15 protein-coding genes are annotated in these 15378 nt (G+C 72.6%); 6 read left to right on the plus strand and 9 right to left on the minus strand.

The genetic code is table 11. The features are described 5' to 3' along the window. Nucleotides 1-5: 5 nt before the first annotated feature. The gene (locus HD601_RS01910; protein WP_184818811.1) at nt 6-2966 is read right to left on the minus strand and encodes a UPF0182 family membrane protein; all 2961 of its coding nucleotides are present in this window, start codon (nt 2964-2966) and stop codon (nt 6-8) included. A gap of 161 nt (nt 2967-3127) precedes the next feature. Here HD601_RS01910 and HD601_RS01915 point away from each other — a divergent pair, with 161 nt between their 5' ends. After that, nucleotides 3128-3652, plus strand: coding sequence for a PPA1309 family protein (locus HD601_RS01915; RefSeq protein ID WP_184818813.1), 525 nt, complete (start codon nt 3128-3130; stop codon nt 3650-3652). 176 nt (nt 3653-3828) lie between these two features. Here the strand turns inward: HD601_RS01915 and HD601_RS01920 are convergent, their stop codons facing one another. From HD601_RS01920 to HD601_RS01940, 5 genes are read right to left on the minus strand one after another with little or no spacing between them, the layout of a single operon-like run. Then, nucleotides 3829-4881: a YlbL family protein gene (locus HD601_RS01920; RefSeq protein WP_184818815.1), complete on the minus strand. Its 1053-nt coding sequence runs from the start codon at nt 4879-4881 to the stop codon at nt 3829-3831. 54 nt (nt 4882-4935) lie between these two features. Next, nucleotides 4936-6201 carry a hypothetical protein gene (locus HD601_RS01925; RefSeq protein WP_184818817.1) on the minus strand — a complete coding sequence of 422 codons (1266 nt, stop codon included), beginning with the start codon at nt 6199-6201 and terminating at the stop codon, nt 4936-4938. Nucleotide 6202: 1 nt separating this feature from the next. Further along, the gene (locus HD601_RS01930; RefSeq protein ID WP_221440466.1) at nt 6203-6724 is read right to left on the minus strand and encodes a SigE family RNA polymerase sigma factor; all 522 of its coding nucleotides are present in this window, start codon (nt 6722-6724) and stop codon (nt 6203-6205) included. Between the two features lie 56 nt (nt 6725-6780). Next, a complete protein-coding gene (locus tag HD601_RS01935; RefSeq protein ID WP_184818819.1) occupies nt 6781-7203 on the minus strand; it encodes a molybdenum cofactor biosynthesis protein MoaE in 423 nt (140 codons plus the stop codon). A 2-nt stretch (nt 7204-7205) separates the two neighbouring features. Further along, nucleotides 7206-8312 carry an NAD-dependent epimerase/dehydratase family protein gene (locus HD601_RS01940; protein ID WP_221440467.1) on the minus strand — a complete coding sequence of 369 codons (1107 nt, stop codon included), beginning with the start codon at nt 8310-8312 and terminating at the stop codon, nt 7206-7208. Nucleotides 8313-8387: 75 nt separating this feature from the next. On the opposite strand from HD601_RS01940, the gene HD601_RS01945 reads away from it, so the two are divergent. Both HD601_RS01945 and HD601_RS01950 read left to right on the plus strand, forming a co-directional pair. Next, nucleotides 8388-9758 carry a zinc-dependent metalloprotease gene (locus tag HD601_RS01945; protein WP_184818823.1) on the plus strand — a complete coding sequence of 457 codons (1371 nt, stop codon included), beginning with the start codon at nt 8388-8390 and terminating at the stop codon, nt 9756-9758. Beyond that, nucleotides 9758-10312 carry an NUDIX hydrolase gene (locus tag HD601_RS01950; protein ID WP_184818825.1) on the plus strand — a complete coding sequence of 185 codons (555 nt, stop codon included), beginning with the start codon at nt 9758-9760 and terminating at the stop codon, nt 10310-10312. Before HD601_RS01945 ends, HD601_RS01950 begins: the two co-directional genes overlap by 1 nt. Nucleotides 10313-10333: 21 nt before the next feature. On the opposite strand, the gene HD601_RS01955 is transcribed toward HD601_RS01950, so the two are convergent. Then, complete coding sequence (locus HD601_RS01955; protein WP_184818827.1) at nt 10334-10867, minus strand: hypothetical protein; 534 nt, start codon at nt 10865-10867, stop codon at nt 10334-10336. Between the two features lie 30 nt (nt 10868-10897). Further along, the gene (locus HD601_RS01960; RefSeq protein WP_184818829.1) at nt 10898-11452 is read right to left on the minus strand and encodes a M48 metallopeptidase family protein; all 555 of its coding nucleotides are present in this window, start codon (nt 11450-11452) and stop codon (nt 10898-10900) included. Between the two features lie 603 nt (nt 11453-12055). Here HD601_RS01960 and HD601_RS01965 point away from each other — a divergent pair. Genes HD601_RS01965 through HD601_RS01975 form a run of 3 tightly spaced genes read left to right on the plus strand, consistent with a single transcriptional unit; the run spans nt 12056 to nt 14635 of the window. After that, entirely contained in the window at nt 12056-12214 is a 159-nt protein-coding gene (locus HD601_RS01965; protein ID WP_092623275.1) for a DUF5679 domain-containing protein, read from the plus strand. Between the two features lie 52 nt (nt 12215-12266). After that, nucleotides 12267-13328 (plus strand): hypothetical protein, encoded by a 1062-nt coding sequence (locus tag HD601_RS01970; protein ID WP_184818831.1) that lies wholly within the window; start codon nt 12267-12269, stop codon nt 13326-13328. Further along, the gene (locus HD601_RS01975) at nt 13325-14635 is read left to right on the plus strand and encodes an AarF/UbiB family protein (protein WP_184818833.1); all 1311 of its coding nucleotides are present in this window, start codon (nt 13325-13327) and stop codon (nt 14633-14635) included. Before HD601_RS01970 ends, HD601_RS01975 begins: the two co-directional genes overlap by 4 nt. On the opposite strand, the gene HD601_RS01980 is transcribed toward HD601_RS01975, so the two are convergent. Continuing rightward, nucleotides 14625-15191: an alpha/beta fold hydrolase gene (locus HD601_RS01980; protein WP_184818835.1), complete on the minus strand. Its 567-nt coding sequence runs from the start codon at nt 15189-15191 to the stop codon at nt 14625-14627. The two genes, HD601_RS01975 and HD601_RS01980, sit on opposite strands and share 11 nt — an antisense overlap. Between the last annotated feature and the right edge of the window lie 187 nt (nt 15192-15378).

Below are 15378 nucleotides of genomic sequence, written 5' to 3' on the forward strand. Positions count from 1 at the left end.
GGGTGTCAGCCGCCGGAGGTGTCGCCGCCGGCGCCGGTCTCGCCACTGATGTCCTGAGCCGCGGCGATGGCGGCGTCGAGCCGCTCGAGCGCCTCGCCGTAGGCCGCCCAGTCGCCCGCCGCCTGCGCCTCGCGCGCATCGGCCCAGGCCTGCTCGATGTCCTGGAGCGCCGCCGTGAGGTCGGCCGGCTGGGTGGGCGTGCCGGTCGGAGTCTCCGAGGGCGTCGGGGACTCCTCGTCGGTCGGCGGGGTCTCCTCGCCGCCCGGCGGCGTCTCTTCGACGATGCCGCCGTCCTCGTCGGTCTCGACGCCGGCCTCGCCCTCGAAGATCTGGTCGAGCGCCCCCTGCAGGGTGTCGTCGAAGCCGATGCTGTCGCCGAACTGGACGAGCACGCGGCGCAGCAGCGGGTAGGCCGCCTCGCCCGTGGCCCGGGCCACGTAGACCGGCTGGACGTACAGCAGGCCGCCGCCGACGGGCAGGGTCAGCAGGTTGCCCAGCTGTGCCTCGGCGTCGCCGGAGCGCAGCAGTGTCAGCTCTTGTGCGACGTCGGCGTTGGACTCGAAGTCGTTGGCGACCTGGCCGGGACCGTCGATCTGCGTGTTGCTGGGCAGTCTGAGGATCTGCAGCTGGCCGTAGCCCTCGCTGCGGGCGTCGGCGTTGACCGCCATGAACGCGGCGAGGTTGGGCCGGCCCCGCGGGGTGTACGTGGTGGTGAGCGAGTACACCGCCGCGTCGGTCTCGGGCATCTGGATGCTCTGGTAGTACGGCGGCTGCTTGACGTCGATGTTCGAGGCCGGGTCGGCCGGGACCACCCAGCGGTCCTGGCCGCCGTAGAACGTCGAGGCGTCGGTGACGTGGTACTGCTCGAGCATGTTGCGCTGCAGCTTGAACAGGTCCTCGGGGTAGCGCAGGTGGTCCATGAGCGGGGTCGGGATGTCCGACCGCGGCTTCACGGAGTCGGGGAACGCGTTCATCCACGCCTGCAGGACGGGGTCGGTGTCGTCCCACGCGTACAGCGTGACGGTGCCGTCGTAGGCGTCGACCGTGGCCTTCACCGAGTTGCGCACGTAGTTGATGAAGTCGTCGGGCTGCGCCGCCAGCGCCGGCCGGGCCGTGCGCGAGTCGCTGGTGGCCTCGCTGAGCGACACCCGCTGGCTGTACGGCAGCGAGTTCAGCGTGGTGTAGCCGTCGAGGATCCAGACGACGCGGCCGTCGACCACCGCCGGGAACGGGTTGACGTCGACCGTGAGCCACGGCGCGACCTTCTCGACCCGCTGGCGCGGGTTGCGGTCGTAGAGCAGCCGCGACTCGTCGTTGATGCGGTCGGACAGCAGGAAGTTGGCCTCCTGGAACCGGGTGGCGTAGAGCAGCCGGTTCCAGAACGAGCCGATGGGCACGCCGCCCTCGCCGTCGTAGGTGTTGCGCCGCTCGCCGCCCGTCTCGGGGTCCTCGGGGATGTCGTACTCGACGGGGTCGGTGCCGTCGGGCGCACCGACGATGGAGTAGCCGGGCGAGTTCTCGCCGAAGTAGATGCGCGGCTCGTACTCGCCGAGAACGCCCTCGGTCGGGATGTCCTCCTCGGCGAAGGTGGGCGCGCCGTCGGACTCGCGGGTGTTGCCGTAGGCGGCCACCACGCCGAAGCCGTGGGTGTAGACGGTGTGCTCGTTGATCCAGTTGCGCTGCTCGGCCGGGATGCCGTCGGCGTCGACCTCGCGGACGGCGACCACCATGTCGCGCTCGCTGACGACCCCGGTGTCGGGGTCGGCGACGTTGTAGCGGTCGACGTCGAGCGGGTCGCTGAAGGAGTAGAAGCCACGCACCTGCTGCAGCTGCTGGAACGCCGGCGGGATGACGATGGGGTCCATGAGCCGGATGCCGGGAATGGTGGCGGAGTCCTCGGCCAGCTGCCCCTCGGACACGTCCGTGGTGGCCCGGTACTCGCTGGTCGCGACGTCCTCGATGCCGTAGGCGCTGCGGGTCGCCTCGATGTTGCGTTCGATGTACGGCGCCTCGCGGCTGGCCTCGCTGGGGCGCACCTGGAACTGCTGCACCAGGAACGGCCACAGCCCGCCCAGCAGCACCGCCGACAGGACCAGCAGGCCCAGCCCGATGCCCGGCAGGGTCCAGCTGCGCTGCCAGACGTTGACGAAGAACAGGATGGCGCAGATGGTCGCGACGAAGACCAGGATCGTCTTGGCCGGCAGGACGGCGTTGACGTCGGTGTACGAGGCGCCGGTGAAACGCTCGTTGTCCTTCATGACCAGCGCGTAGCGGTCGAGCCAGTAGGCCACGGCCTTGAGCAGCACGAACAGCCCGATGAGCACGGACAGGTGCGCCGTGGTGGCCGGGCTGACCTTCTGCCCCGCGGTCTGAAGCCGGATGCCACCGTAGATGTAGTGCGTGATGGCGGCGACGACGAGGCCCAGCACCACCACCGCGAACCCGTAGCTGACGACGTAGCGCCACCAGGGGTAGTCGAACGCGAAGAAGCCGAGGTCGACGCCGAACTGGGCATCGTTCTGGCCGAACTCGCCGCCGTTGCGCCAGAGCAGGAACGTCTGCCACTGCCCGGCCGCGCTGGCGCCCGCCATGATGGCGAGCAGGACGGCGGCCGCCGTCAGCACCCAGGTGCGGACGGGATCGATGGCGTCGCGGTAGCGGTCGAGGCTCTGCTGCTCGACGCTCATGGGCCGGTAGCGCGGCCGGACGCGGTACGCGACCATGCCGTTGACCACGACCGAGGCGGCCATGAGAAGGCCGAAGACGACGAACAACCCGGATCGCGTGACCAGCTGAGTCGTGAAGACCTGGGTGAAGTCGACCGACTGGAACCACAGCCGGTCGGTCCAGAACGACACGATGAGCACGTACGACGCGATCAACACGCCGAGCACGATGAGCGTGGGCAGCAGCGCGCGCGAACGTCGTTGTGGCGCGCCGCGGAACGGTCCGGCGGGTCGGGGCATGTCCTGGCTCACCCCTGGAAAACTATCTCACCGTGCTGCGAGGTTCCGACTCGCGGTCGAAACATCGCTGTCGGCGGACGGTTCTGGGCGAACCGTGACCAGTTCGTCGCCCGGTCGTGACCGGTTTCCCCGGCCGTCGCCGCCCGTGCGACGATGCCACCATGAGCAGCAACGACCAGCCGAACGCGCTCGTGCGCGCCATCGCGGAGATCGAACAGCACGTCCGCGGCGACGGCTGGGACCAGCCGGCCCGGCTGTACGCGCTGGCGTCCACCAACGACCTGCTGACGCGCGAACCCGACCTCGCGGCACGCATCGGCATCGAGGCGGACTCCCCGGCCGACTCGCTCACACCCATCGAGCAGGACGTCGCCGGCCGGCCCATCGAGGACCTGCTGGTCGAGATCACCTGGCCCGACACCGTCGCCGGCTGCGCTCTGGTGCTCGAGCGCATCGTGCTGCCGCCCGGCGCCGAGGAGCAGATGCCCGACGACGACGGCGCCGCCGCCAGCTGGGCGCAGCAGCACCCCGACCGGTCGGACGTCCGCGTGGTGGTCGGCGTCATGCGCGACGGCACCCGCGCCTCTGTCCTGCGCATCCGCGGCCACGAGGCCGACGACGAGCTGATCCGCGGCGCCGAACTGTCGCCCGAGCTCGGCAACGCCCTGGCCGAGACCTTCAGCTGAGGTTGGGTGGGCTCCGTCCTGGTCTGATGTCACGTCCTGGTCCTCAGTCACGCGTTCGGGCCGAATTCGGCCGTTTCGCGTGACGCCAGACCAGCACGTGACGGCAGACCAGGACGCAGTCACCCACCCGTCGCCAGATGCCCCTCACCCAACCCCCACGAACCCTGAGAACGACCTCAGGACGAGGGGCAGGTGGCGAGGTCGTCGGTGTCGCCGGCGACGAAGGACTCGATGGTGCTGACGGCGTCGTCGAGGGTTTCGATGGGGACGACCCGCATGTCGCCGTTGTTGCCGCCGACCGCCTCGTCGCAGTTGCTGGCCGGGGCGAGGAAGAGCTCGGCGCCGTCGTGGTTGGCGGCGGCGATCTTCTGCTGGATGCCGCCGATGGCGCCGACCTGGCCGTCGGGGCTGATCTCGCCGGTGCCGGCGATGTGGTTGCCGTCGAGGAGCGCGCCCGGCGTGAGGGTGTCGTAGATGGCGACGGCGAAGATCATGCCGGCGCTGGGGCCGCCGATGCGCTCGTCGATGCCGATCTGGATGTCGACGGGCAGGTCGAAGCCGGGCGTGGGGCTGAAGCCGACCAGCGCGCGGCCGTCGTCCTCGGCGGGGATGGTGGTGATGTCCTCGGTCAGCTCCTCGCCGTCGCGGTCGACGACGAACTGGACGGTCTCGCCGGGCTCGTGCGCGGTGACGGCGTCGACGACGTCCTGGGGGGCGGCGACCGGGGTGCCGTCGACGGACACCACGACGTCGCCCGGCTCGAGGACGCCGTCGGCCGGTGCGCCCTCGACGACGGCGTCGACGACCACCTTCTCGGGGACGTCGTAGCCGAGCTTGCGCAGCGCGGCCACCTCGGCGTTCTGCTGCGAGTTGGCCAGCATGGCGGCGTTCTGCTGCCGCGACTGCTCGGCCGTGGTGCCCTCGGGGTAGACCAGTTCGCGCGGGACGACCGCGCGGTCGGGGTCGAGCCAGGCCCGCAGCGCCGTCAGGAGGTCCAGCTCGGCGTCGGCCGACGTGACCCCGACCGTCGTGAGGTCGAGCACGCCCTCGGTGGGGAAGGTGTCGGCGCCCTCGACCCGGATGACCTGCTGGCCGTTCCACTCACCGAGCGTGTCCTCGACCGGGCCCGGCGAGTAGACGACGTAGGGCAGGCTGAACAGGGAGGCGACCGCGACGAGCGCGACGATCAGGGCACCGGCGACGGCGAGCGTCGCGGATCGGCGGGTCATCGGTGTGGACGGTCCTCACGGTGAACGAGTGTCGACACCGTAAAGAGTACGTGGTCAGCCCACCTCTACTGTGAGCCCGGCCTTCGCGGCGCGTACGACGGCGTCGACCTGATCCTCGAGCCAGGCCTCGATCCGCTCGCGCCGCTCCGCCGTGGTGTCCTCGGTGTCGGAAACCGAGAGGGTGACCCGGATCCACCGGTCGTCGGTCCCGGTCATCACCATGAGGTCGGTGCCGTACCCGCGCACCGCGTATGGCCCATCGAGGGCATTGCTGGCCCGCTGGAGGTGCACCGTCTGGCCGTCGAGTCCGGTCGTCGTGGTGCAGGGCTGCGTGATGCGGCCCTTCTCCTCCATGGCGACGCAGTGCTCGGCCATGCTCAGCTCCGGCCCGAACTCCATGAGGTTCGCGGTCACGACGATCCCGCTGGGGAGCAGCGAGGTGACGGCGGGTCCCGCCTCGGCCGTCTCGCCCAGGCCGGGAGTCCAGCCCGCGCCGAGTTCGTCGGCCAGCACCTGCGCCGCTTCGGACGTCTCCTGCGGCCCGGGATCCTCCGGCGGCGCGGGCGGCTCGACGCCGGCGGTCAGCTCGGCCCAGACGCCGTCGGTGACGACGCCGGCGAGCTGGTCCGTGGAGAACGGCGGCTCGGCGCGGGTCGGCTCGGACTGCTTCTCGGTCGGCGTGTTCATGACGGCGAGATAGACCGTCAGGCCGTCCGGCGAGACGGCCGTGGCATGCGCCTGCAGCCGGTCCGGCTCGCGGTCGGGCTGCGGGTAGTAGGGCCCGGCCTCCAGTCGCAGCGTGGTGCCGTCGCCGAGCGCCTCGACCTCGCAGGTGCCTCCGTTGAGGATGACGGGGCAGCCCGGATCGGGCTCGGTCTCCATGGACACCGAGCCGCTCACCCAGCTCGCGCCGGAGCCGTCGTCCCAGACGAAGTCGACCCAGGCCGAGTTCGACTCGAGGCTGCTCGCGTTGGCCTCAGTGATCTCGCCGGGCGGGAGCAGGGCGACCACGGCGTCGAGGACGGCGTCGGGGTCGATCTCACGCGTCGGATCGGCCTGCACGGGCACGGCGGGCGACCCCGCGACGGGACTGTCGTGACCGCTGCCGCCGTCGTCGCCGCTGAGGAGCGGGACCGCGAGCACCGTGCCGGCGCCGGCGACGACGACCAGCGCCGCCCCGCCGACGGCGATCCGGGCGCGGTGCCGCCGCCGCAGCTCCTGGCCGCGGGCGAGCCCACCGGCCACGAGGCCGGCGACGGGCGGATCGATCTGCAGCGCCTCGGCGCGCATCTCCAGCTCGATCTGGTCTTCGAAGGTCAACTCAGCTCACCTCGTTCTGGGCGGGGCGGGGATCGGGCCACCGGATGCCGTCGCCGAGGACGGAGCGCAGCCGCTCGAGCGCGCGGAAGCTGCGCGACCGGACGGCGCCGGCGGACAGGCCGAGCTCGGCCGCGGTCTCCTCGACGCTGCGGTCCTCCCAGTAGCGCAGGACGAGGACCACGCGGTCCTTCGGCTCCAGCCGGGCCAGCGCGTCGATGAGGGTGATCCGCAGCGCGACGTCGACCTCGGGGACGGCGACCTCGGGCACGGTGTCGGTGGGGTGCTCCGCCGCCCGCCGACGGCGCCGGTGCGTGATGTAGGTGCGCACCAGCGTCGTGCGAGCGTAGGCGAGCGGGTCGTCGGGTCGCGACCGCTTCGTCCACGCCCGGTAGACCTTGCCGAGGGTCTCTTGCACGAGATCCTCGGCCAGGTGCCAGTCGCCGGTCAGCAGCCAGGCCGTCCGGAACAACCGGCCGCTGCACGCCGTGGCGAACTCCATGAAGCCTTCCGCACTGCCGGCCACTCGGCCTCCGTTCGTCGTCCTCACCCAGACAGACGCGATGAGGAGGCCGGGACGTTTCAGGGCGAGCCGACCCACTCCTCGCCGCCGTCGTCGAAGCGCTGGTGCTTCCAGATGGGCACCTGAGCCTTGAGGTCGTCGATGAGCTGGCGGCAGGCGGCGAACGCCTCCTGCCGGTGGTCGGCGGCGACCGCGACGACGACGGCGATGTCGCCGATCTCGAGGTGGCCGACGCGGTGGACGGCGGCCAGCGCCCGCAGGTGGGTGTCGGCGGCGACCTTCTCGGCGACGGTCCGCAGGGTCTCGCCCGCGGAGGGATGCGCCTCGTAGTCGAGGCTGGTGACGTCACGGCCGCCGTCGAGCTCGCGGACCGTGCCGATGAAGACGACGGTGCCGCCGGCGCCACGGTCGGACACGGCGGCCAGGACCTCGTCGACGGAGAGCGGGTCGGGCCGCACGTCGAGCAGTCTGATGACATCCATGGTCACGTCCTCTTCCGGCGGCGCGCCTTGCGGACGACGACGGCCGTCCCCAGGATCGCGACGGTGGCACCGGCGGCGCCGATGGTGGCGGCCGTGGCGGCGTCGCGCTTGCCGATGCGCCGCGACGCCAGCGCGTGTCGTCCGCCGACCTCGTCCATGAGCGCCCGCAGCGCCTCGGCGTTGTCGTGCGCGGGCTGCCAGCCGGCCTTGCGCAGGCGCTCGCCGGCGACCACCCACGGCCGGGTGACGAAGTGCAGCTCGCTGGCCGGCGCCGGGGTGACGCCGAGCCGGTGCAGCCGCTGCGCGGTGCCGAACGCGAACGACGCGGGCAGCTCGATGCGGCTGCGGCCGGAGAGCTCCTCGAGCGTCGCCTGGTCGAGGTGGCCCTCGCTGCCGACGGCGAGCGGCCCGGCGACGTCGTTCAGGACCACGTACTCGAGCGCCGACGCGAGGTCGTCGACGTGGCAGAACTGCCAGGCCGGCTCGCTGCCGCGGACGACCAGCAGACGGGGCGCCTCGAAGTGGCGGGTCAGGACGGTGTCGACGCCCGGCCCGACGACGGCGGCCGGCCGGACCACCGTCACGGACATGCCGGGGTGCGACCGCGGCGCCCGCGCGCAGAGGTCCTCGATCTCGAGCAGGTCGCTGATGATCGAGCCGTCGGGCTCGGCCTTCAACGGGGCGTCCTCGTCGAGCGGGACCGGGTTCTCGGCCTGGGCGCCGTAGACCATGGCACTGGTGACGGCGACGAGGTGGCGCACGCCGGCCGCGGCGGACGCCGTCAGGATGGTCTGCGTGCCGCGCACGTTGCGGTGCGAGCGGACGGCGGGGTCGTCGGTGATGCCGATGTCGACGGCGGTGTGCACGACGGCGTCGACTCCGGCCAGCCGCGTGACGATGGCGGGGTCGGTGAGATCCATCACGCGCCACGTGACGCCGTCGACGTCGCCGCGGGAGTCGTCGAGGCCCACGACCTCGGCGACGTCGTCGCTGGCCGCGAGGCGCGCGGCCAGCAGCCGGCCGACGCCGGACGCCGCGCCGGTGACGGCCACCACCAGCCCGTCGGCACCGTTGCGCCCAGCGCGAACCCCGCGCGGCTGTCTGCCCACGAATTCCCCTTCAACGACTACCGTGGAACGCATGAGGCGCTCCCGAACGCTTCCCATCCTGCCCGAGGCGCTGCCATGAATGATGTCCCCTTCGGTTTCCGTTCCGAGGACGACCCGGACGAGAACCGGCCCGAGAAGTCCGGTTCCGGCTCCGGCGACCCCGGTCAGCCCGGCGGTCCGGGCAGTCCCGGCGGCCCCGGCGACCCGTTCGGCAACCTCTTCGGCATGTTCGGCGCGGGTGGACCGGGCGGTCCCGGCGGCAACCCCGACCTCGGTGCCATGTTCGCTCAGCTCGGCCAGATGTTCTCCTGGTCCGGCGGGCCGGTGAACTGGAACCTCGCCAACCAGGCCGCCCGCGAGGTCGTCTCGGCTGCCGGCGACCGCTCCGTCAGCGGTACGGACCGCCGCGACGTCGACGACGCGTTCCGCCTCGCCGACACCTGGCTCGACGGCGCCACCTCGTTCCCCTCCACCGGCGGCGCGCCGCGCACCTGGAGCCGCGCCGAGTGGGTCGAGGGCACGCATGCCGCCTGGAAGGACCTCGTCGAGCCGCTGGCCGCGCGCGTCTCCGAGGCCATGAGCAAGTCGCTGCCGCCCGAGGTCGCGCAGGCCGCAGGCCCGCTGGTCGGCATGATGCAGCAGGTCGGCGTCTCCATGTGGGGCGCGCAGGTGGGCCAGAGCATCGGCAAGCTGGCCGGCGAGGTCGTCGGTTCGGCCGACATCGGCGTGCCGCTGGCCGCCGGCCACCCGGCGCTGCTGCCGGCCAACGTCCGCGCGTTCGGCGAGGGCCTGGGGGTCGACGCCCGCGACGTACTGCTCTACCTCGCGCTGCGCGAGGCCGCCTACGTCCGGCTCTACGGCCATGCGCCGTGGCTGCGCGCGCACATCGTCGCGCTGGTCGAGGAGTACGCCCGCAACGTCAGCGTCGACACCAGCGCCATCGAAGAGAAGATGCGCGAGATCGACCCGCAGCGGCCCGAGGCCCTGCAAGAGGCGCTCGAGGGCGGGCTCTTCGACGTGCCCACCACGCCGGAGCAGCAGGCCGCGCTCGACCGTCTCGAGCTGGCGCTCGCCCTGGTCGAGGGCTGGGTCGACGACGTCGTCACGCGGGCCACCGCCGACCGCCTGCCGTCGGCCGCGGCGCTGCGCGAGACCGTCCGCCGCCGCCGTGCGTCCGGCGGGCCGGCCGAGCAGACCTTCGCCACGCTGGTCGGCCTGCAGCTGCGCCCGCGCAAGCTGCGCGAGGCGGCCGACTTCTGGGCCGCGGTCCGCGAGGCGCGCGGCGCCGACGGCCGCGACGCCGTCTGGGCGCACCCCGACCTCATGCCGTCGGCCGACGACCTCGCCGACCCGGCGGCGTTCCTCGTCGTCGACCAGTGGGACATGTCCGGGCTCGACGACACCCCGGCTCCGCCCGAGGACGAGAACGGCGGCAGCCCGTCCTGATGACCGCTGACCACCTGCACGCCGACGCCGTCGCCGTGCTGTCGGGGTGGGTCGCGCCGTCGGCCGGTCAGGACCGGCTGCGCCGCGACTACCTCGACGTCCTCGATGCCCACCCGCGTGCCATGCGGCGCGACTGCGTGCCGGCGCACCTCACCGGCAGCGCGCTCGTCCTCGACCCCGTCACCGAGCGGGTGCTGCTGCTCCTGCACGCCAAAGCCGGCCTGTGGCTGCAGGCCGGCGGCCACTGCGAGGACGGCGACGCCTCGCTCGCCGCGACGGCGCTGCGCGAGGCCACCGAGGAGAGCGGCATCGCCGGGCTGACCCTGGGCGCGGGCGGGCGGCCGGTCCAGCTGGACCGGCACGCGGCGCCGTGCGCTCCCGGCGTCGCCGAGCACCACCTCGACGTCCAGTACGTCGCGCTGGCACCGGCCGGAGCGGTCGCGGCCATCAGCGACGAGTCGCACGACCTCGGCTGGTTCGGCTACGACGACCTCCCGGAGCCGCTGGGCGGCGGGGTCGTCGAGCTGATCGCGGCGGCGCGAGCCGCACTCTGACGCCGTCGGGCGACGACGGCGTCAGACCTTCGCCGGGGTCGACGGCTCCAGCGTGCGGCGGCGGGTGCGCAGGCCCTCGACGGTGATGCGGCCCCGGCGCACGGCGCCACGCTGGTCCAGCCAGGCGTCGAGGAAGCGCCACAGGGCGGCGGCATCGACGGTCTCACCTGTGACGACGGCGTCGATGACGGTCACGTGGGCGTCGCGCAGGCCCGCGGCGAGCACCCGGTCGCGCCGCCCGCAGCGGGCCCGCACCCGGGCGATCCGCTCGCCGAGGTCGACGAAGAGCCGCGCCTCGGCCTCGGTGAGCCGGCGCGATCCGCCGGGCAGCCACGCGCCGTCCTGGCTGGGCGCGGACGACGCCACCCGCATGACCAGCTCGCGCAGCGACTCGACCGCCTCGACCAGGCCCTGGCGCGCGCCGTGGCGCGACTGCAGCCAGAACGCGAGGAACGCGGCAAGGAAGACCGCCGGGACGGCCAGCGCGCCGCTCAGCAGCCCCTCCCAGGTGATCGAGCCCGAAGGGATGCCCACGAACGCCTGCGTCACCGTCACGGCCGGACGTTACCCACGTCGGGCCCCCGGTCAATCGTCGGTGAGGTCGTCCTCATGGTCCGCGTCGTCCTCGCCGCCCTCGGAGGCCGCGCCGCCCGCGTGGCTGTAGCCGTCGAGGAAGCCGCGCGCCCGCTCGGCCCGCGGGTACCGGCCGACCAGCGCCCAGAACTCCGGGCCGTGGTCGTTCACCAGCAGATGTGTCAGTTCGTGGATCAGCACGTAGTCGATGACCCAGGTGGGCAGGCCCTGCAGGCGGGCGGACAGCCGGATGGAGCCGTCGCTGGGCGTGCACGACCCCCAGCGGGCCTGCTGGCTGGCGCTCCAGCGCACGCTGGTGGGGACGGCGCGGCCGTCGAGATACTTGCGCGAGAGCTCGCCGGCGCGGGCGAGCAGGCCCTCGTCGCTGGGACGGCGGCGCTTCTCTTGCGCGGCCAGGCGGTCGAGCATGACCTGGACCCAGCGCCGCTCCTCAGCCTTGCTGAGCCGGGACGGGAGGCACACGACGATGCGGCCGTTCTCGCGGAACGCCGTGACCGTGCGTCGGCGCCGCAACGAGCGCCGTATCTCGACGTCCGGAGCCTCCATGGATGCACCGTAGACCCATCCGACCGGCAATGCGTGGATGCAATGTGGATAACTGGCCGAGAATGCCGCCTACGACGCCATTGCCCGAGTCGGTCGGCTTCTGTGCGCCGTGCTCCCCACAGTTTCTTCGTACACATGTGGTGGATTGCATCGGCGCTGGTCAGGGCCTCCATCGTCGCGAGGTGAGTCCGTCGTCAACATGCTGCGCACCGGTGGTCCACAAGCATGGCGGTAGTCCTGCACAAGTCGTCCACAGAGTTATCCACAACCTTGGGACAGTCCCCCGGCGTTACCGTTGCCGCCATCCGGGGATCGCCGTACGTTCACTGACATGTCCGGCGGTTCGAATCCCTTGCACACCACACATCGCACGGGCCGCCTGATCCCGCTCGGCGGGATCTCGGAAAACGATGACACCTGCGCGCGTCCGGGGAAGGCGCGCGACCGTCAACGGAACTGAGATCCCGCCGCGCGCATTTCACACTCGTCGATTTCTCCCTCGAAGCATCCGCCCGCTGGCGTAGTGTGTCGGGTCAAACCACACGGGGGACGCGGCTGACCTGCTGCTTCCGCTTCTGCAACGAAGGATTTGGGAGGCCACGAATGGCTGAGACGTACACGGGCGAGTTCTACTGCGTGAAGTGCAAGGAGAAGCGCGAGGCGACGGGCGACATCGTCGTGAACGACAAGGGCACCCGCATGGCCAAGGCCACCTGCCCGGTCTGCTCCACCAATCTCAACCGCATCCTCGGCCGCGTCTGAGGCCTGTGGACAACGGGACGCACGGCGGCGCCGTTCGGGGCAGGATGCCGCTGTGCGCCCCATCCTCCATCCCGCGCTGAGCCGTACCTGGCGCGACGAGACCACGCTGCAGGTCGGCGTCACGCCGGACCTCGCCCTGGTGGTCGGCCAGCTCAGCCGGCCCGAACGACACGTCCTCGAGGCCATGACCGGCGAGACCGACCTCGCCGGCCTGCGCGAGCTGGCCGAAGAGCTCGGCATCGGCCGCGCCGCCGCCGACCGGCTCACCCGGCTGCTCGTGTCGGCCGGTGCGGTGGTCGACGGCGACCGGCTCGCCCCGCCTGAACAGGCGGACCCGAGGCGCGGTCCCGACCGGTCCTCGGCCGGTCTGCTGGCCCGGGCGGCCGACGGCGGCGACGGCGTCCTCGCGACCCGGCGACGGGCCCGGGTCGACGTGCACGGCGCCGGCCGGGTCGGCGCCCAGATCGCCCGGCTGCTCGCTGCCTCGGGGGTCGGCGACGTCGCGGTGCTCGATCGCGAGCCCGTTCGGCCCGGCGACGTGAGCCCCGGCGGGCACTCGCCATCCGCCGTCGGCGCGTCCCGGCGTGCGGCGCTCGATCCGCTGCTGCGTGCCGACGCCGCCGATGTGGACGCATCCGCCCGGGGTGACGACGGCGGGGGCCAGGTGTTCGCCGTCCTGGCGCCGTCCGGCGGCACCGGCCGCGAAGAGGCCGCGGAGCTGCTCCGGCTCGGCGTGCCGCACCTCGTCGCGTACGTCATCGAGCTCACCGGCGTCGTCGGCCCGCTGGTGCTGCCGGGCGTGTCCTCATGCCTGCGCTGCCACGACCTGCACCGCACCGACCGCGACCCGCACTGGCCGCTGGTGCTCGACCAGGCGATGCGCCGGCCGCCGCCGGAGCCGGCCTGCGACGGCGCGCTGGCCGCCGCCGTCGCCGGTCTGGCCGCCACACAGGTGCTCGCTCACCTGGACGGCTTCGTTCCGGCCACCGTCGGGGGCACCATGGAGGTGTCGCTGCCGTCAGGGCTGCCGAGGCGGCGCACGTGGACGACACACCCCGGCTGCGGGTGCGGCTGGGCGGCCGGAGAGGACGAGACGGCACAATGGGTGATGTGAGCGATCTGCCTCGCAACGCCGTCAATCGCGCCTTCAAGCTCGCGTCGCTGCCGCTGGGCCTGGCCGGGCGGGCCACTCTGGGCTTGGGCAAGCGGTTGAGCGGCGCGTCGGCCGAGTCGGTCAGCGCCGACGTGCAGCAGCGCACCGCCGAGCACATCTTCCGGGTGCTCGGCGAGCTCAAGGGCGGCGCCATGAAGTTCGGGCAGACGCTGTCGGTGCTCGAGGCCGGCATCCCCGAGGAACTGGCCGCGCCCTACCGCGCCACGCTCACCAAGCTGCAGGAGTCCGCGCCGCCCATGAAGGCCGAGACGGTGCACGCCGTGCTCGCCGCCGACCTCGGGTCCGACTGGCGCGACCGGTTCCGGTCCTTCGACGACGCCCCGGCCGCGTCGGCGTCCATCGGCCAGGTGCACAAAGCTGTCTGGCACGACGGCCGCACGGTCGCCGTCAAGATCCAGTACCCCGGCGCCGGCGACGCGCTGCGCTCCGACCTGCGCCAGGTCGCCCGGCTGGGCCGCTCCATCGGCGCACTGGTCCCCGGCATGGACGCCAAGGCGCTGGTCGAGGAGCTGCACGACCGCATGGTCGAAGAGCTCGACTACCGCATGGAGGCCGACGCGCAGGACGGCTTCGCCATCGCCTACGCCGAAGACCCCGAGTTCGCCGTGCCGCGCCTGGTCGAGGGCGCCGAGCACGTCCTGGTGTCCGACTGGCTCGACGGCCGGCCGCTGTCGAACGTCATCGCCGAGGGCACCAAGGAGGAACGCGACCACGCCGGGCTGCTCTACGTGCGGTTCCTGTTCTCGGGTCCGGCCCGCGCCGGGCTGCTGCACGCCGACCCGCACCCGGGCAACTACCGCATCACGGCCGACGGCCGGCTCGGCGTGCTCGACTACGGCGCCGTCGCGCGGCTGCCCGAGGGACTCCCGCCGTCCGTCGGCCAGCTCATGCGGCGCGCGCTGGCCGGCGAGGCCGACGAGATGCTCGACGGCCTGCGCGAAGAGGGCTTCGTCAAGGCGCACATCACGCTCGACCCCGAGGACCTCTACGACTACCTCGCGCCGTTCCTCGAGCCGGCCCGGGTCGACCGGTTCCACTTCAACCGCCCGTGGATGCGCGAGCAGTTCGCCCGCATCAACGACCCCCGCCGGCCCGGCTACTCCATCGGGCTCAAACTGAACCTGCCGCCGTCGTACCTGCTCATCCACCGGGTCTGGATCGGTGGCATCGGCGTGCTGTCGCAGCTGGACTGCGAGGCGCCGTTCCGGGCCGAGCTGGAACGCTGGCTCCCCGGCTTCACCGCCTGATCCCCGGCGGTGGCCCGGCCGATCGCAGGAAGCGGCGCAGTTCGCGGGTGACCTCGTCCGGCGCCTCCACCGGGCTGACGTGGCCCGAGCCGGCGAGCACGACGAGCTCGGACCGCATCACCGCGTCGTGGATGGCCGCGCCGAGCGAGACCGGTGCGCGGACGTCCTGCCCGGCGTAGAGCAGGAGCATCGGCACATCGATCTCGGCCAGCACGTGGCGCTGGTCCGCGTAGCTGGCGCGTGCCATCGCCCGGAACCCGCTCGGACGGAACTCACGAACGCTGTCGAGGAACGGGGCCACCTTCTCGCCGTCTGCCGAGGGCGAGAACATCGACGGCGCCATCGCGGCGACGAACTCGCCGGGTGTGAGCCACGACGCCTCCAGCGAGCGGGCCAGCCGCTGGTCCGCCTCGGTCCGGCCGAGCGAGCCGAGCCAGCCGGCGTACCCGCTCACCAGGGTGAGCGACGTCGCCAGCTCTCGGTGCCGGTGGAACGCCGCGAGCACCAGCGAGGCGCCGAAGGAGAGCCCGACGAGGTGCGTCTGCCCGACCCACAACGCGATTCACCACCGTGATGCGGAGCCAGGGTTGCCAGCGCAGGCAGCACGATGCGGAGCGGCGGTGAATGCGGAGCCGGCGTCAAGAGCGCGCGCGGCATGCTTCACCGCCGCGAAGCGGAGCCGGCGCAGCATTCACCGCCGCTCCGCATCCCTTATCGCACCCGGCAGCGGCCGGCTGCGCCAT

The sequence above is a fragment of the Jiangella mangrovi genome, assembly GCF_014204975.1.
In the GTDB taxonomy this organism is placed as follows: Bacteria; Actinomycetota; Actinomycetes; order Jiangellales; family Jiangellaceae; genus Jiangella; species Jiangella mangrovi.